The organism is Achromobacter sp. (assembly GCF_032102605.1).
Classification (GTDB): Bacteria; Pseudomonadota; Gammaproteobacteria; order Burkholderiales; family Burkholderiaceae_B; genus Achromobacter.
Window position 1 is genome coordinate 373,870 of the sequence record NZ_DAMDGT010000003.1, and the last position, 15,946, is coordinate 389,815.

Genomic DNA, 15,946 nt, shown 5'->3' on the forward strand with positions numbered 1-15,946 from the left:
GGGCCGATCAATTCGTTGCAGGTGCGGCGGCATCGCGGGCGGACGCCAGCTTCGCCTGGTCCACGGGCGTCACGCTGACCTTCTGGCCAGGCACCGCCGCGCTCACGCCGCCGACGATGACGCGGTCGCCCGCCGCCAGCCCCTCGGTGATGTGCCAGTCGCCGCCACGCATCGTGCCGGTCTGCACGGCGCGGCTTTCCACGACGTCGTCAGCGCCCACCACCAGCACCTGCGGCTTGCCATCGGTGCTGCGCGTCACGGCGCGCTGGGGCACCAGAATGGCTTCCGCATCCACGCCCTCGTCCGTGCGCACCCGCACATACATGCCGGGCAGCAGCAGGACGTCCGGATTGGCGAATTCGCCGCGCAGGGCCACCTGGCCCGTGCTGCGGTCCACGGCGATATCCGAGAACAGCAGGCGACCGTCGCGACGCTGGTCGGTGCCGTCGATGGTGATGGAAATACGCCCGCCCTCGTCCGCCCCCAGTCTGCCGTCCTGCATGGCCGCGCGCATGCGCAGCATGTCGCCGACAGGCTGGTTGAAGTCCACATATACCGGGTCGAGCTGCTGGATCTTGGCCATCACCGTGGCTTCGTTCTGGCCCACGAGCGCGCCTTCGGTCACCTGGGCGCGCCCGATGCGGCCCGATATTGGCGCCTTGACGGTGGCGTAATCCAGGTTCAGCTGGGCGGTCTCGACGTCGGCCTGGGCCGAGCGGCGCGCAGCCTGGGCGCTCTTGAGCGTGGTGTTCGCGGTGTCGAAATCCTGCTGGCTGACGGCTTCGATCTTGACCAGGGGCGCGTAACGCCGCACGACCGCCTGGGCGTCGGACACAGCCGCGTCTGCCTTGGCCAGTTCGCCCTGCGCCCGCGACAACGCCGTCTTGAACGGCGCCGGGTCGATGCGGAACAGCACGTCGCCCGCCTTCACGTCGGCGCCTTCCTCGAAATCGCGGCTGAGCACGATGCCCGCCACGCGAGCGCGCACCTCGGCCACGCGCATGGGTTCCACGCGCCCGGGCAATTCGTTCGACAGCACAAATCGCTGCGGCTGGACGACCACTGCCTGGACCGGCCGCGGGCCGGCTGCTTGCGGCGCCGCGTCGCCGGACGGGCCGCAGCCCGCCAGCAATATCGCGCTCGCCAACACCGCCAGGGGCATCCACCTTGCTTTACTCAACATCATTACTACCCCCGCCCGCGGCGTCTTGAATTGAAAGAGACGCTGATGCTACCCGAAAGAGCAATTTGAATCAATAATGATTCATTTAGTCCAATGAAGACTATTTTTGCCGATTAACAAGTCTTTACTTGAAAAATCGGCGAAAGTTTGTACAAAGTGAATCTCGCATGATCCAATGGCGGCCTGGAAAGCCACAGAACATGACAGGGAGGAGGCGATGTCCGAAGATGCGGGGCACGAGCGGCTATTGGTTGCGCTGGCATTGGCAATGGTGGACCAGCCGCGGGCAACCTTGCAGGAACTGGCCAAGGCCGTTGGCGTCAGCAAGGCGACGCTGTATCGCTTCTGTAAAACACGGGACCAGCTGGTGCTGCGTCTGATGACGCATTGCGCGCAGGTCATGAAGCAGGCGCTGGCGGACTCGCACCTGGACACCGCGCCTCCGCGCACGGCGCTGCGCAGCCTGATCGAACAGCATCTGGCGCACAAGGAACTGACGGCCTTCCTGATCTACAACTGGAAGCCCGACACCGAGCTGGAACCGGACATCATGAATAGCTGGTCGGGCTACCAGGAAACGCTGGACGCGTTTTTCCTGCGGGGGCAGCGCGAAGGCGTCTTTCGCGTGGACATCACGGCGGCCGCGCTAAGTGAACTGCTGATCGCCGTCATCACCAGCATGGTGGACGCCGAGCGCCGCGGACGCATCGCCCGGATGGGCATTGCGCAGGTGGCCGAACAGATGATGCTGCACGGCATCTCGGCCGACCCTGCCGGCGCGAGGGACTAGCGCGTCCCTGCGCCGAAGCCGGCGCGCCACGGATCGACGCGGCGCGCGGCAACCACGTTTCAGGCGGCCGTCACCGGGCGGCCATAGAACGGATAGTTCGGATCGTTGTAGCCATGGGCCGACGCGTGGCCCGGCGTGACCCAGTCGTTCACCACGGCTTCGTCCTCGGGTGTGATCGTCACGTCCAGCGCGGCATAGTAATCGTCCATCTGCGCCAGCGTGCGCGGGCCGGCGATGACAGCAGTGACCACGGGGTTGGCCAGCACCCAGGCGGTGGCGAAATGGCCCGGCAGCACGCCGCGCGCGGCGCTGTGCTGCACCAGTTTCTGTGCGATCTGCAGGGATTCCTCGCGGAACTCGGTGGCCAGGATGCGGCTGTCGCCGCGGCCGGCGCGCGTATCCGCCGCCGGCGCCTGGCCCGGCAGGTATTTGCCCGTCAACACGCCGCGCGCGATGGGGCTGTACGGCACCACGCCCAGGCCGTAATGCTTGCACGCAGGCAGGATCTCGACTTCCGGCCCCCGATTCAGCATGTTGTAGTACGGCTGGCATACGACCGGCTGCGGCACGCCCAGCTTTTCGCACAGGCGCATCACTTCGGCGATGCGCCAGCCGCGGAAATTGGACAGCCCGAAACTGCGCAGCTTGCCCGCGCGGATCAGGTCGCCCAGCGCCCACAGCGCTTCCTCAAGATTCTCTTCGTGATAGTCGCGGTGCAGGTACAGGATGTCCATGAAATCCGTCCCCAGGCGCGACAGGCTCTGCTCCACGCCGCGCATGAGCCATTGGCGCGAGTAATGCGCCAGGTTCGGCCCCTTGCCTACCGGGTTGCCGATCTTGCTGGCCAGCACCCAGTCGTGGCGCTGCCCTTTCAGCAGCTTGCCCACGACTTCCTCCGACCGGCCTTGGTTATAGACGTCGGCGGTGTCGATGAAATTGACGCCGTGGTCGCGCGCGGACGCGACGATGCGCGCGGCCTCGTCATCGGGCGTCTGCTCTCCGAACATCATGGTGCCCAGGCATAGCGGCGATACCCGGAGATTGCTGTTTCCCAGTCGGCGGTAGTTCATGGCGTGATTTCCAGTTCGAACGATGAGCCCTGGATGTTACCCCTGGGAAACGCGGCATGGCGGATCGGCGACGCAAAGTGTCCGGCGCAGGCCTGCCGGCGGGAACGCGGCGGCCAACCGCGGCATCAAATGGTCAGGCACGCGCAAAAGCCGAGCGCACGACGTTCATCGTTGCGGCGATGCCCGGTTTCTTCGGAGAAAACCCATGCTCACCTATGCCATCGTGGTCTTTGCGGTCGCCGCCGTCGGCGGCCTGGTGCTTGCCGCGCACGTGCTGCGCAACAAGTTTGCTCCCTGGGCGGTATCGGTGCTGCATGCGCTGCTTGGCGCGGCCGGGCTGATCCTGCTGATCACCCTGATCGTCCAGGGCAACGCGCCGCAGCAGGCGGTGATCGGCTTCGCGCTGTTGCTGCTCGCGGCCTTGGGGGGATTCTTCCTGGCCTCGTTCCATGCGCGCAGGAAGCTCCCGCCCAAGGCGATCGTGGTCATCCACGCGGGCGTCGCCGTCGTGGGATTCCTGACCCTTGCAAGCGTGCTGCTGTGATCCCGCGCCATCCCCTGCATCCCGCGCTGGTGCACTTCCCGGTCGCCTGCTGGTCGTTGGCGGTGGCGGCGGATTTCGCCGGGCTGTGGTTCGGCGAAGCCGCCTGGCGCTGGTCGGGCGGACTGCTGGCGGTGGGATGCGGCATGGCCGTGCTGGCGATGCTTGCCGGCATGCTGGAGCTGTCCCGGATACCCGACGGCCCGGCGTTGCGAGTAGCCTATTGGCACATGGGCGTCATGCTTGTGGCGGCCACGCTGTTCACCTTGCGCCTGGTGCTGCGATTGGAGCAATGGCGGCCGCTCGAGCCCGACGCGGTGTCCCTGATGCTGGATGCGGCAGGCTTCGTCTGTCTGGCGGCGGGCGGCTGGCTGGGCGGCGCCCTGGTCTACCGGTACGGCGTCGGACGCTCTAGCGAATAGCTCGGCCAAGGTCCCGGAGGCCCTATGCCACATGCACTCCACCAGCCGCGCGTGCCGGCTGCCACCCCGGCCACCGAGGCCGACCTCATCGCCCGCGCGGCGGCCGGGGACGAAGCCGCCTTCGAAGCGATCATGCGGCGCAACAACCGGCTGCTGTTCCGCACGGCCCGCAGCATCCTGAAAAGCGACAGTGACGCCGAAGACGCGCTGCAGGATGCCTACCTGTGCGCCTGGCGCGCCCTGGGCGATTTCCGGTCGGACGCCCGCCTGTCGACCTGGCTGGTGCGGATCGTCGTCAACGCGGCGCTCAGGCGCCTGAAACGACGCCACGCCCAGGTCATTCCCCTGGATGCCGCCATGAACGCCATCGACCCCGACATCCAAGCCTCGTTGTCCGACGATCCCGATAGCCGGCCCGAATCTTCCGCCATGCGCGCCCAGATGCGAAAGCTGATGGAAGACCGCATCGATCTGCTGCCCGAGGACTTCCGCACCGTGTTCATGTTGCGGGCCGTGGAAGAAATGAGCGTGCAGGAGGTTGCGCAGGCGCTGGACATTCCCGAGGCCACGGTCCGGACGCGTTACTTCCGCGCCCGCGCGCTGCTGCGCGAAGGACTGGCAAGCCAGATCGATGTCGCCCTGAACGACGCGTTCTCGTTTGACGGCGCGCGGTGCGACCGCATTGTTGCGGGCGTGCTGGACGAGGTCCGCAAGGGATCCGATCCAGCGGACGGAGGCAAGGCGGCGGATCGCCGCCCCTGAATCCCGCCCGCCGCTGCCGCGCCTTGCCGGCTGGCGCGGCGGTCAGGCGCGGCGGTCAGGCGTGCGGGTGGGGCGCGCAGGTGCGGCGCGCCGGTGGGGCATGCCGGTGCAGCGCGCCGGTTCAGCGCGTCAGGCCTCGCCAGCGTCCACCGCGGCAAGAATCTTGCCGAACAGTTCATCCGCATGGGCGGAATTGAGCCAGCGCACGATCACCACCATCTTGCGTTCCGGTTCCACCCAGGTGAACGAGCTGCCCGCCCCCACTCCGAAGAAGCTGGACGACGGCACGCTGGGGAATACCTTGCCTTCGTGGTTCAGCCAGATCAGGTAGCCGTAGTACGGCGCGATCTCGCAAGGCGTGCGCATGGCCTGCAGCCATTCGCGCGACAGGATTTGTTGGCCGTTGGCCTGGCCGTCGTTCAGCAGCATCTGGCCGATCAGCGCCTGGTCGTTGGCGCTGATTGACATGCCGCCGCCCCAATGCGAACCGCCCGGAACCGAAGGCATGCGCTGGCCGTCGATCTCGACCCAGGCTTCGTCATAGCCCACCCATTGCCAGTCTTCGCTGCATCCGATGGGCCGCGTGACGGCCTCGCGGAACACGTCCGGCAGCGGTTTGCGGAACAGATGCAGCAGCGCATACGAAAGCTGATTGATGCGCACGTCGTTGTATTCCCAGTACGTGCCGGGCTGCTGCAAGGGCCGCGCATCGCCCTTCTTGCCGTCGGGCGGCACGCCGAACGTGACGGCGCGGTAGCGGTCCGCCTGGTCCGACACGCCGAAGCGCTCGCCTTCCCACTCGCTGGTCTGTTGCAGCAGGTGGCGCCACGTGATGGACGCGTTGTTGCCTTCGTCAAAGCCGATGCCCGGCACGCGCTTGCCCACGGGTTCGTCCACATCGGGCAGCAGGCCGCGATCATGCGCCACGCCCGCCAGGATGGCCAGGTACAGCTTGGCGACGCTGAAGGTCAGGTCGGCGCGGTCGGGCTCGCCCCACGAGGCCACGGTCTTGCCGTCCACCACGACCACGCCGGACACCGGCCCGCGATCGTGGATGGGACCGAGCAGGCGGTTCCAGGGCGGCGGATCGTTCAGGTGCACGCCGAAGTTGCCCTTGACGCTGCGGTCCCAGGCGGATTCGTGGTCGTTGGCGAACTGGATCGCCTGCTGCATGAGCGTATTCATGGGTTCCCTCGTCATTGTGTGTGGTTCATTCGCCCGCGCCTTCCGGCGCGCGCGTCAGGTATTCCATCGCCGCCTGCAGCCCGCCCGACTGGTGCGGAACGCCTGCGGCTGCCAGGCCCATTTCGACGCCGGCCAGCGTGCCGCATAGCGTCAGGTCGTTGAAATGGCCCAGATGGCCGATACGGAAAATGCGGTCGGAAAGCTTGCCCAGCCCCTGTCCCAGCGACATGTCGAAGCGGTCCAGGATGACCTTGCGCAGCGCGTCGGCGCCATGGCCTTCCGGCATCAGCACGGCGGTCAGCGCAGGGCTGTGCGCGGCGGGGTCGAGGCTGAGCAGTTCAAGCCCCCAGCCGGCCACCGCAAGCCGGGTGGCGCGGGCATGGCGTTTGTGGCGCGCGAATACGCGCGGCAGGCCCTCGGCCTGCAGCATGGCCAGCGCTTCATGCAGGCCATAAAGCAGATTCGTTGAAGGCGTATACGGAAAATAGCCCTTGGCGTTCGGCCCCAGCATCTCGCGCCAGTCCCAGTACGACCGGGGCAGCCGCGCGGTCTCGGCCGCCGCCAGCGCGCGCGGTCCGACCGCGTTGAAGGACAGGCCGGGCGGCAGCATCAGCCCTTTCTGCGAACCCGCCACCGTGACGTCCACGCCCCATTCGTCGTGGCGGTAGTCGATGGAGCCCAGCGACGAAATCGTGTCGACCATCAGCAGCGCCGGATGGCGCGCCGCGTCAATGGCCGCGCGCACGGCGGCGATGTCGCTGGTCACGCCGGTGGAAGTCTCGTTGTGCACCACGCACACCGCCTTGATGCTGTGCTCGGCGTCGGCGGCCAGGCGCGCGCCGATCACGTCGGCATCCACGGGATGGCGCCAGTCGCCCTCGATGTAGTCCACCTCCAGATTCAACCGGCCGGCCAGCTTGCGCCAAAGGCTGGCGAAGTGGCCGGTTTCCACCATCAGCACCCGGTCGCCCGGCGACAGCGTGTTGACCAGCGCGGCTTCCCACGCGCCCGTGCCGGAGGCCGGATAGATCACCACCGGCGCCTTGGTCTGGAAGACGTGCTTGACGCCAGCCAGCACCGACAGGCCCAGTTCGCCGAACTCGGGCCCGCGATGATCGATGGTGGGCTGGTCGATGGCGCGCAGCACCCGGTCGGGCACGTTCGTGGGCCCCGGAATCTGCAGGAAATGCCGGCCGGAAAGGTGTTTGTTCAGGGAAATCATGCGTCGCCCCCAACGTGAAGGGTTTGTATACCAACCAGGAACTGCGCGGCGGACGGACGAGGCTCGACGCGCAGGCGGACTTGCGGCATGCGCCACTCTATCCCATTGTTTTTACGTCGATAACCTAGGGTATTCACCATCAGATTGAAACGAAAGACAGGTTTATAGTCTGCGAAAACAAGGGAAATTTTTGTATACCAATGAGCAGCGATCCTAGCCTGTTGCCGGATCCCGCCGCGGCCGTCGCCGCGTCCGATCCCGCGCCGCAGCCGCCGGCCCGTGCCGCCGGCGACGGCCGCACGCTTGCGGCCACGGCGGCAGGACAACTGCGCGAACGCATCATCCAGGGCGAATTCCCGCCCGGCGCCCGGCTGAACGAACGCGCGTTGTGCGACCTGCTGGGCGTGTCGCGCACCCCGCTGCGCGAAGCCTTTCGCCTCTTGGCCGCCGACGGTCTGGTGCAGATCGAACCCAATCGCGGCGCGCAGGTGGTGGCGCTGTCGGAAGCGAACATCCGCGAGGCCTTCGAAGTCATCGGCGGGCTGGAAGCCATGTCGTGCCGGATGGCGTGCGAACGCGCCACGGACACTGAGATCGCCGAGATCCGCGCGCTGACCTACGAAATGATGGCCAGCCACGCGCGCCACGACCTGCCGACGTACTTCCGCACCAACCGCGAAATCCACGAACGCATCAGCCTGGCCGCGCACAACAGCCTGCTGAAACAGCTTTACGACGCGCAGAACGCGCGGATCCAGAATCTGCGCTTCGTGTCGAACGAGAACCGCCAGAAGTGGGATCTGGCGATGCGAGAACACATAGAAATGGCGGAGGCCCTGGACGCGCGCGACGCGGAGCGGCTGGCAGCCATCATGCGGCAGCACCTGCAGCGCAAATGCGACGCGGCGCTGAAAAGCCGAAGCGAGACGACCGATACGCAACACATGTAGTGCTTTCAAGAGGAGCCTTCACCATGGCTGATTGTCGCTTCACACCCGCTACACCTGCGCTGTCCTCCCGCCGCACCCCTGCCCTGAAGGTGCTTGCCGCCGCCGTCATGGCCTGCGCCGCATTGGCCGTCCAGCCGGCGCTTGCCGGCAAGAAAGACGACACCTTGCGCATGGCCTATGACCAGGCGCCGGAAAGCGTCGATCCCTACTTCAACAATGTCCGCATTGGCGTCATCATCGCCGCCAACGTGTGGGACACCCTGCTCTACCGCGACCCGGTCACGAACGAGTACAAGGGCCAGCTGGCCAAAAGCTGGAAGCAGGTCGACGACAAGACCATGGAATTCGAGCTGCGCGAAGGCGTCAAATTCCACAACGGCGAAGAGTTCGACGCCGACTCCGTGGTCTACACGCTGAACTTCGTGGCCGATCCGAAGAACAAGGCCGTCACGCAGCAGAACGTGTCGTGGATCGACAAAGTCGAGAAGATCGACAAATACAAGGTGCGCCTGACCACCAAGGAGCCCTTCCCCGGCGCCAAGGAATACCTGTCCACCACCGCGGCCATCCACCCCGCCAAGTACTACCAGGAAGTCGGCCCCAAGGGCATGAACGCCAAGCCGGTGGGATCCGGTCCATACAAGGTCGTGGACTACCAGCCCGGCAAGTCCATCACGCTGGAGCGCAATGCCGACTACTTCAAGGACTCGCCCAAGGCGCAGCCCAAGATCGGCAAGGTGGTCATCCGCTTCATCCCGGACCGCCAGACGCAGATGGCCGAAGTGATCTCGGGCGGCGAAGACCTGATCATGAGCGTGCCCAAGGACCAGGCCGAACAGCTGGGCGGCATGCCCAACCTGCAGATGGTCACCGGCAACACCATGCGCATCGTGTTCATGCAGATGAACATCCTGGAAGGCACGCCCGCGCCCCAACTGAAGGACGAACGCGTGCGCCGCGCCATCGTTCACGCCATCGACCGCAACGCGATGCTCAAGAACATCGTGGGCGAAGGCGGCGGGCTCATCAACACCATCTGCACCCCGTCGCAGGTGGGCTGCACGCAGGACGGCGCGCCGACCTACAAGTACGACCCGGCGCAGGCCAAGAAGCTGCTGGCCGAAGCGGGCTTTCCCAACGGCTTCGACATCGACATCGTGGCCTACCGCGAACGCAACCAGACCGAAGCCATCATCAATTACCTGCAGGCCGTGGGCATCCGGGCCAAGCTGAACTTCCTGCAGTACGCCGCCATGCGCGACATGATCCGCGCCAACAAGGCGTCGCTCACGCACCAGACCTGGGGCTCCAACCTGGTCAACGACGTGTCGGCGTCCACGCCGGTGTACTTCGCCTTCGGCAACGACGACATCACGCGCGATCCGAAGGTGCGTGACCTGCTGAACAAGGGCGATCACACGATCGACAGCGGCCCGCGCAACGCGGCCTACAAAGAGGCGCTGGACATCATCGCGGAGAAGGCCTACGCCGTGCCGCTGTGGACACTGCCCGCCTACTACGTCGCCACCAAGGACGTGAACTTCAAGCCCTACTCGGACGAGCTGGTGCGCTTCTGGGACATGAGCTGGAAGTAAGGCGCGGTTCGCGCCGGGCCGCCTTCCCCGCTGCCCGGCGCTGCTGAACAGATAGCAGAAAGGAAGTCGCATGCTTCAATTCACGATCAGGCGCCTGGGCCTGGCTGCGCTGGTGGCGCTGACCGTTTCCGTCCTGGCGTTCCTGCTGCTGCACCTGTCGGGCGACCCGGCGCTGGCGCTGGCCGGCGAAGGCGCGCGGCAAGCCGACATCGACATGATCCGCAAGACCTACGGCCTGGACCGTCCGCTGGCCGTCCAGTACGCCGACTGGCTGTGGCACATCCTGCAGGGCGACTTCGGCACGTCGGTCTACTTCAAGACCGAAGCCGGGCCGCTGATCCTGTCCAAGCTTGCCACCACGCTGAAGCTGGGCATGGCCGCGCTGGCGTTCGCCTTGTTCATTTCGATTCCGCTGGGCGTGCTGGCCGCCATCTACAAGGGCAGCCTGATCGACCGCATCTGCCTGGCGATCGCCGTGCTGGGCCAGGCGCTGCCCAACTTCTTCTTCGCGCTGATCCTGATCATGCTGTTCTCGATCTCGCTGCGCATCCTGCCGGTGTCGGGCAGCGGCACCTGGCAGCATTTCGTCATGCCCGCCATCGCCCTGGGCTACTACGTGGCGCCCGCCTTCATGCGGCTGATCCGCGCGGGCATGATCGAGGTGCTGGGGGCCGACTACATCCGGACCGCCCGAGCCAAGGGGCTGCCGGCGCGCAAGATCATCTTCAAGCACGCCCTGCGCAACGCCATCGTTCCCGTCGTTGCGCTGGCCGCGGTGCAGTTGGGCTACCTGCTGGGCGGCTCGGTCGTCATCGAGACCATCTTCGCGCTGGACGGCCTGGGGTACCTGGCCTACCAGAGCATCACCTACAAGGACTACCCGGTAATGCAGCTCATCGTGCTGCTGCTGTCGGTGCTGTATGTCCTTCTGACGCTGGCGGCCGACGTCGCCAACGCGTGGCTCGATCCGCGCATCCGGGTGTCCTGACATGAACACGCCTATCCTCACCCCCTCCGCGCCCGGCGCCCCCGCTCCGGCGCCGCTGGAACTGTCCGCGTCCGCCCTGCGCTGGCGCCGCTTGCGCCGCAACAAGGCGCTGCTGGCCGGCGGCGGCATCCTGCTGCTCATCGTGCTGATCGCCTTGCTGGCCCCGTGGATCTCGCCGCACGATCCCTATTTCCAGGACCTCGCCTACCGCACGGCGCCGCCCGTCTGGTATGAAAAAGGCACCTGGCTGCACCCGCTGGGCACCGACCAGCTCGGCCGCGACTACATGTCCCGCCTGTTCTACGGCGCGCGCATCTCGCTGCTGATAGGCATCAGCGTCGCCCTGATCTCCGGCCTGATCGGCACGGCGATGGGCATGGCGGCCGGCTATTTCGCGGGCAAGGTCGACATGGCCGTGTCGTTCCTCATCACCACGCGGCTGTCGATGCCCGTCATCCTGGTCGCGCTGGCCACCGTGGCGATCGTGGGCGGATCGCTGTGGGTGGTGATCCTGGTGCTGGGCCTCTTGAAGTGGGACCGCTACGCAGTGGTGATGCGCAGCGCCACGCAACAGGTGCGCTCGCTGGAATACGTGGCCGCGGCGCAGGCCGCCGGCGCCAGCACCTGGCGCATCGTATGGGGCGAAGTGCTGCCCAACGTGGTGCCGCAGCTCATCGTCATCGCCACGCTGGAAGCCGCCAGCGCCATCCTGCTGGAAGCCTCGCTGTCTTTCCTGGGCCTGGGCGTGCAGCCGCCGCTGCCGTCGTGGGGCCTGATGATCTCGGAGGCCAAGGCCTACATGTTCTTCTCGTTCTGGCTGATCGCCATTCCCGGCTCGGCGCTGGCGCTGCTGATCTTCGCGATCAACCTGGCCGGCGACGGACTGCACCAACTCCTGACGCCTGAAGAGAGGGCCTGAGCATGAACGACACGGATATCGTCCTGGACGTGCAGGGCCTGACGGTCGACATCGCCACGCCGCGCGGCCCGCTGCACGCCGTGCGCGACGTGTCCTTCCAGGTCAGGCGCGGTGAAACGCTGTGTCTGGTGGGGGAATCGGGCTGCGGAAAGTCCATGACGTCGCTGGCCATCATGGGCCTGTTGCCCAAGGCCGCCCGGCGCACCACGCGGCGGCTGGCGGTGCTGGGCGAAGACCTGTCCAAGGCGCGCGGACGGCGCATCAACGCGCTGCGCGGCAGCAAGATGGCCATGATCTTCCAGGAACCGATGACGGCGCTGAATCCCGCCTACGCCATCGGCGAACAACTGACCGAGCATTACATCCACCATCGCAAGGCCACCAGCCAGCAGGCGCGGGACCGCGCGGTGGAGCTGCTGGAAAAGGTCGGCATCGCATCCGCCGGCCAACGGCTGGCGCAGTATCCGCACCAGTTGTCCGGCGGACTGCGCCAGCGCGTGATGATCGCGATGGCGCTGATGTGCGGCCCCGAGCTGCTGATCGCCGACGAGCCCAGCACGGCGCTGGACGTCACCATCCAGGCGCAGATCCTGCGGCTGCTGGCCGACCTGCAGGCCGAGCTGGGCATCGCCATGGTGTTGATCACGCATGACCTGGGCGTGGTGGCGCGCATCGCGCGGCAAGTCGCGGTGATGTACGCGGGCCAGATCGTGGAAGAAGGCCCGGTGGCCGACATCTTCGCCACGCCGCGCCATCCCTATACGCAGGGTCTGCTGGGCTGTATTCCCGTGCCCGGCCGCACGGCGCCCGGCCAGGCGCTGGGCACCATACCCGGCGTGGTCCCGTCGCTGGTGGGCGAGCTGCGCGGCTGCGCCTTCGCCGACCGCTGTCCCTACGCGCAGGCGCAATGCCGCCAGGCCGTTCCCGTCCACGGCCAGCCGTCCGGTCAGCAATGGCGCTGCGTGCTGGCCGCCGAAGGAGTGCCGGCATGAGCGCGCTGCTGCAAGCCGAAGCCGTCAGCCGGCAGTTCACCGTGCGCGCCGGCATGTTCCGCCCGCGCGCCACCTTGCACGCGGTCAATGGCGTGGACCTGTCGGTGGGCCGGGGCTCGGTGCTGGGCATCGTGGGCGAATCCGGCTGCGGCAAGTCGACGCTGGCGCGCATGCTGCTGGGCCTGACGCCGCCCACCGAGGGCGCCATCCGCCTGGAGGGGCAGGACATCCGCCAGATGGACCGGCGCGCGCTGGCGCGGCGTGTCCAGCCCATTTTCCAGGATCCGTATTCGTCGCTGAATCCGCGCCGTTCCATCGCGTCCATCGTGTCGCTGCCGCTGGAAGTGCATGGCATCCCCAACCCGAAGCTGCACAAGGCCATCGAAATGCTGGAACGCGTGGGCCTGCCGCCCCGGCTGGCCCACAACACGCCCGGGCAGCTCTCCGGCGGGCAGCGGCAGCGGGTCGCCATCGCGCGAGCGCTGGTGATGCAGCCCGAGATCGTGATCTGCGACGAACCGACGTCCGCGCTGGACGTGTCGGTGCAGGCGCAGATCATGAACCTGCTGATGGATCTGCGGCGCGACTTCAACCTGACCTATGTGTTCATCAGCCACAACCTGGCCGTGGTGGAACACATCGCCACGCACGTGGCCGTGATGTACCTGGGCCGCGTGGTCGAATCGGCGCCCACCGCCCGCCTCTTTCACGATCCGCGCCATCCTTATACGCAAGCGCTGCTGGCGTCGGTGCTGACGCCCGAGCCCGGACTGGGCATACCGGACATGGGCCTGGGGCTGTCGTTCCCCGACCCGCTGCATCCGCCGTCCGGCTGCCCGTTCCACCCGCGCTGCCAGCACGCCATGCCCCAGTGCAAGACCGATAGACCCGCGCTGGCCGTGCGCGAACACGCCCTGGTGGCCTGCCACCTCTACCCTTCCGTACCCACCCCACCCGACGGAGCCCGACAGCCATGACCCGCGCACAAGCCATCGCCCAGGCCGAAGAGTGCTTTGATTCCGGCGCCTTCCGCGCCCTGCTGGCGCGCCGCCTGGCGCTGCCCACGGAAAGCCAGAACCCCGATCGCGCCGCCGTGCTGGCCGATTACCTGGAAGCCGAGATCCGCCCGGCCTTCGAGGCCATGGGTTTCACCTGCCGCACGCTCACGCATCCCAAGGCGCTGGCGCCATTCCTCTATGCCGAGCGCATCGAGGATCCCGCCCTGCCCACGGTGCTGGGCTATGGCCACGGCGACGTCATCCGCGGCCTGGAACGCGAGTGGAAGGAAGGCCTGTCGCCCTGGGCGCTGACGGAATCCGAAGGCCGCTGGTACGGCCGCGGCATCGCCGACAACAAGGGCCAGCACAGCACCAACATGGAAGCGCTGCGGATGGTGCTGGAGACTCGGGGCAAGCTGGGCTTCAACGCCAAATACCTGATCGAGATGGGCGAGGAAACCGGTTCGATGGGCCTGCGCGAACTATGCGAGGAACATCGCGACCTCCTGGCGGCCGACCTGCTGATCGCCTCGGACGGACCCCGGCTGAGCGCCAGCCGCCCCACCATCTTCCTGGGCGCACGCGGCAGCCTGAACGTCGACCTGACCATCGAAGCGCGCGCCGGCGGTCATCATTCGGGCAACTGGGGCGGCTTGATCTCCAATCCCGGCCTGCAGCTTGCACATGCGATCGCCAGCATTGCGTCGCCCACCGGCCAGATCCGGATTCCGGAATGGGTGCCCAAAGAACTGCCAGACTCCGTGCGGCGCGCGCTGGCCGACTGCGAAGTCGACGGCGGCGCGGATGGCCCGGAGATCGAACCGGATTGGGGCGAGCCGGGGCTATCGCCCGCCGAACGCGTATTCGGCTGGTGCTCGTTCGAGGTGCTGGCCTACAAGACCGGCAATCCGGACACGCCCGTCAACGCCATTCCGCCGCGGGCCTGGGCCCGCTGCCAGCTGCGCTTCGTCGTCGGAGTGGATCCCGACGACCTGATCCCCGCCCTGCGCCGCCACCTGGACAGCAACGGATTTTCGATGGTCAAGATCTCGCTGACCCGCGAATCCATGTTCCGCGCCACCCGCATCGATCCCGACGATCCCTGGGTGCGCTGGGCCGTAGACTCGCTGGAACGCACGTCGGGCGAAAAGACCGCGCTCCTGCCCAACCTGGGCGGCTCGCTGCCCAACGACATCTTCACCGACGTCCTGGGCCTGCGCACGATCTGGGTGCCGCACTCGTACCCCGGATGCTCCCAGCATGCGCCCAACGAGCACCTGCCGCCGGAACTGCTGCGGCAGGGGCTGTGCCTGATGACGGGGCTGTACTGGGATCTTGGCGCGGGCGGCACGCCGGCCATCAGTAATCCCAGATAACCGGAACCCAGCGGAACGCATCGCCCTCCACCGCCACCCGGCCGACGGACGGGAACGGCAGGTGGGCGGCCACCAGCAGGCCGCGGTTTTCGGCCAGTTCACGGAACAGGCCGACGCGCACACGCTCCGATTCCTCGGGGTCGTGTTCGAAGCCGTTATGCCATTCGGGATGGTCGAACGCCACCGGAAACATCGCGTCGCCGGCAAAGGTCAGGCGTTCGCCGCCCGAGACCAGGTCGACCACGCTATGCCCCGGCGTGTGGCCGCCGGTCAGCCGGACGATCACGCCCGGCGCCACCTCATGCCGGTCTTCAAAGATGTGCAGCCGGTCACGGTAGATCTCGTAAAATCTCTTGGCCGTGGAACGCAGCACGTTCGGCACCGGCTTGGGCATGACGGTCTGCGTGAAGTCGGGCGACGTCCAGAACGCGACCTCCGTGGCCGACACGTGGATGCGCACGTTGGGGCTCAGGCGCTCCCTCACGCCGTCGACCAGCAGCCCGCCCACGTGGTCCATGTGCATGTGCGTGATGATCACGTCCGTCACGGACTCGAGCGGGATGCCCGCCGCCTGCAGCCGCTGCGGAAACTGCCCGGCGCGCGGAAAGCCCGGGAACTGGCCGCCCAGCCCCGCGTCGATCAGGATGGTCTGGGCGCCGCTCTTGGCCACCATCACGTTCAGCGGCCAGTCGAAGGCGTCGGGCGGCATGTACATGCGGTCCAGCCAGTTGGCCAGGTCCGCCGGATCGGCATTGGTGGCCATCGTTGACGTGGGCAGCGGCAGCACGCCGTCGCTGACCACCAGCGCCTCAATGTCGCCGACCTGCACCGCGTAACGGGAAGGCACCAGGTCAATGGGCGCCTGGACGGCGGCGGGCGGAGCGTTTTCTACGATAAACATGGCGAATCTCCTGAAGGGGTGGCCCGGGCCGACGGAATCGGCCTGGCCCAGG

General features: G+C 67.0%; 16 protein-coding genes. 11 read left to right on the top strand and 5 right to left on the bottom strand.

The window, feature by feature from the left end:
• Nucleotides 1–7 precede the first annotated feature (7 nt).
• On the bottom strand, nt 8–1,186 hold the full coding sequence (locus RT614_RS09660) for an efflux RND transporter periplasmic adaptor subunit (protein WP_409558442.1): 1,179 nt from the start codon (nt 1,184–1,186) through the stop codon (nt 8–10).
• 214 nt (nt 1,187–1,400) lie between these two features.
• Between RT614_RS09660 and RT614_RS09665 the strand changes: the two genes are divergently transcribed.
• The gene (locus RT614_RS09665) at nt 1,401–1,973 is read left to right on the top strand and encodes a TetR/AcrR family transcriptional regulator (RefSeq protein WP_313621885.1); all 573 of its coding nucleotides are present in this window, start codon (nt 1,401–1,403) and stop codon (nt 1,971–1,973) included.
• Nucleotides 1,974–2,032: 59 nt separating this feature from the next.
• Here RT614_RS09665 and RT614_RS09670 read toward each other — a convergent pair whose 3' ends face one another.
• Nucleotides 2,033–3,043, bottom strand: a complete 1,011-nt coding sequence (locus tag RT614_RS09670) for an aldo/keto reductase (protein ID WP_313621886.1) — start codon at nt 3,041–3,043, stop codon at nt 2,033–2,035.
• Between the two features lie 205 nt (nt 3,044–3,248).
• Here RT614_RS09670 and RT614_RS09675 point away from each other — a divergent pair, with 205 nt between their 5' ends.
• From RT614_RS09675 to RT614_RS09685, 3 genes are read left to right on the top strand one after another with little or no spacing between them, the layout of a single operon-like run.
• Nucleotides 3,249–3,587 carry a hypothetical protein gene (locus RT614_RS09675; RefSeq protein WP_313621887.1) on the top strand — a complete coding sequence of 113 codons (339 nt, stop codon included), beginning with the start codon at nt 3,249–3,251 and terminating at the stop codon, nt 3,585–3,587.
• Nucleotides 3,584–4,006: a DUF2231 domain-containing protein gene (locus RT614_RS09680; RefSeq protein WP_313621888.1), complete on the top strand. Its 423-nt coding sequence runs from the start codon at nt 3,584–3,586 to the stop codon at nt 4,004–4,006. Before RT614_RS09675 ends, RT614_RS09680 begins: the two co-directional genes overlap by 4 nt.
• A 24-nt stretch (nt 4,007–4,030) precedes the next feature.
• On the top strand, nt 4,031–4,768 hold the full coding sequence (locus RT614_RS09685) for an RNA polymerase sigma factor (protein WP_313621889.1): 738 nt from the start codon (nt 4,031–4,033) through the stop codon (nt 4,766–4,768).
• Between the two features lie 129 nt (nt 4,769–4,897).
• Here the strand turns inward: RT614_RS09685 and RT614_RS09690 are convergent, their stop codons facing one another.
• Together RT614_RS09690 and RT614_RS09695 are read right to left on the bottom strand one after the other, a co-directional pair.
• Entirely contained in the window at nt 4,898–5,968 is a 1,071-nt protein-coding gene (locus tag RT614_RS09690; protein WP_313621890.1) for a serine hydrolase, read from the bottom strand.
• Nucleotides 5,969–5,978: 10 nt separating this feature from the next.
• Complete coding sequence (locus tag RT614_RS09695; protein ID WP_313621891.1) at nt 5,979–7,175, bottom strand: aminotransferase class V-fold PLP-dependent enzyme; 1,197 nt, start codon at nt 7,173–7,175, stop codon at nt 5,979–5,981.
• 200 nt (nt 7,176–7,375) lie between these two features.
• On the opposite strand from RT614_RS09695, the gene RT614_RS09700 reads away from it, so the two are divergent.
• The 7 genes from RT614_RS09700 to RT614_RS09730 all read left to right on the top strand — a co-directional run bounded on the left by RT614_RS09700 (nt 7,376) and on the right by RT614_RS09730 (nt 14,993).
• The gene (locus tag RT614_RS09700) at nt 7,376–8,125 is read left to right on the top strand and encodes a GntR family transcriptional regulator (protein WP_313621892.1); all 750 of its coding nucleotides are present in this window, start codon (nt 7,376–7,378) and stop codon (nt 8,123–8,125) included.
• Nucleotides 8,126–8,148: 23 nt separating this feature from the next.
• Nucleotides 8,149–9,720 carry an ABC transporter substrate-binding protein gene (locus tag RT614_RS09705; protein WP_313621893.1) on the top strand — a complete coding sequence of 524 codons (1,572 nt, stop codon included), beginning with the start codon at nt 8,149–8,151 and terminating at the stop codon, nt 9,718–9,720.
• Nucleotides 9,721–9,790: 70 nt separating this feature from the next.
• Nucleotides 9,791–10,708, top strand: coding sequence for an ABC transporter permease (locus RT614_RS09710; RefSeq protein WP_313621894.1), 918 nt, complete (start codon nt 9,791–9,793; stop codon nt 10,706–10,708).
• Between the two features lies 1 nt (nt 10,709).
• Complete coding sequence (locus RT614_RS09715; RefSeq protein WP_313621895.1) at nt 10,710–11,627, top strand: ABC transporter permease; 918 nt, start codon at nt 10,710–10,712, stop codon at nt 11,625–11,627.
• 2 nt (nt 11,628–11,629) lie between these two features.
• Nucleotides 11,630–12,619 (top strand): ABC transporter ATP-binding protein, encoded by a 990-nt coding sequence (locus RT614_RS09720; RefSeq protein WP_313621896.1) that lies wholly within the window; start codon nt 11,630–11,632, stop codon nt 12,617–12,619.
• Nucleotides 12,616–13,596, top strand: a complete 981-nt coding sequence (locus tag RT614_RS09725) for an oligopeptide/dipeptide ABC transporter ATP-binding protein (protein WP_313621897.1) — start codon at nt 12,616–12,618, stop codon at nt 13,594–13,596. Before RT614_RS09720 ends, RT614_RS09725 begins: the two co-directional genes overlap by 4 nt.
• Nucleotides 13,593–14,993, top strand: coding sequence for a M20 family metallopeptidase (locus tag RT614_RS09730; protein WP_313621898.1), 1,401 nt, complete (start codon nt 13,593–13,595; stop codon nt 14,991–14,993). The genes RT614_RS09725 and RT614_RS09730 overlap by 4 nt, the downstream gene beginning before the upstream one ends.
• Here RT614_RS09730 and RT614_RS09735 read toward each other — a convergent pair.
• Nucleotides 14,977–15,894: an MBL fold metallo-hydrolase gene (locus RT614_RS09735; protein ID WP_313621899.1), complete on the bottom strand. Its 918-nt coding sequence runs from the start codon at nt 15,892–15,894 to the stop codon at nt 14,977–14,979. The genes RT614_RS09730 and RT614_RS09735 overlap by 17 nt on opposite strands.
• Nucleotides 15,895–15,946 lie beyond the last annotated feature (52 nt).

Coding starts and splice junctions, on each gene's coding strand:
- RT614_RS09705 (WP_313621893.1), top strand. CDS start 8,149: ATGGCTGATTGTCGCTTCACACCCGCTACACCTGCGCTGTCCTCCCGC.
- RT614_RS09715 (WP_313621895.1), top strand. CDS start 10,710: ATGAACACGCCTATCCTCACCCCCTCCGCGCCCGGCGCCCCCGCTCCG.
- RT614_RS09660 (WP_409558442.1), bottom strand. CDS start 1,186: ATGATGTTGAGTAAAGCAAGGTGGATGCCCCTGGCGGTGTTGGCGAGC.
- RT614_RS09730 (WP_313621898.1), top strand. CDS start 13,593: ATGACCCGCGCACAAGCCATCGCCCAGGCCGAAGAGTGCTTTGATTCC.
- RT614_RS09670 (WP_313621886.1), bottom strand. CDS start 3,043: ATGAACTACCGCCGACTGGGAAACAGCAATCTCCGGGTATCGCCGCTA.
- RT614_RS09690 (WP_313621890.1), bottom strand. CDS start 5,968: ATGACGAGGGAACCCATGAATACGCTCATGCAGCAGGCGATCCAGTTC.
- RT614_RS09695 (WP_313621891.1), bottom strand. CDS start 7,175: ATGATTTCCCTGAACAAACACCTTTCCGGCCGGCATTTCCTGCAGATT.
- RT614_RS09700 (WP_313621892.1), top strand. CDS start 7,376: ATGAGCAGCGATCCTAGCCTGTTGCCGGATCCCGCCGCGGCCGTCGCC.
- RT614_RS09710 (WP_313621894.1), top strand. CDS start 9,791: ATGCTTCAATTCACGATCAGGCGCCTGGGCCTGGCTGCGCTGGTGGCG.
- RT614_RS09665 (WP_313621885.1), top strand. CDS start 1,401: ATGTCCGAAGATGCGGGGCACGAGCGGCTATTGGTTGCGCTGGCATTG.
- RT614_RS09725 (WP_313621897.1), top strand. CDS start 12,616: ATGAGCGCGCTGCTGCAAGCCGAAGCCGTCAGCCGGCAGTTCACCGTG.
- RT614_RS09720 (WP_313621896.1), top strand. CDS start 11,630: ATGAACGACACGGATATCGTCCTGGACGTGCAGGGCCTGACGGTCGAC.
- RT614_RS09735 (WP_313621899.1), bottom strand. CDS start 15,894: ATGTTTATCGTAGAAAACGCTCCGCCCGCCGCCGTCCAGGCGCCCATT.
- RT614_RS09685 (WP_313621889.1), top strand. CDS start 4,031: ATGCCACATGCACTCCACCAGCCGCGCGTGCCGGCTGCCACCCCGGCC.
- RT614_RS09675 (WP_313621887.1), top strand. CDS start 3,249: ATGCTCACCTATGCCATCGTGGTCTTTGCGGTCGCCGCCGTCGGCGGC.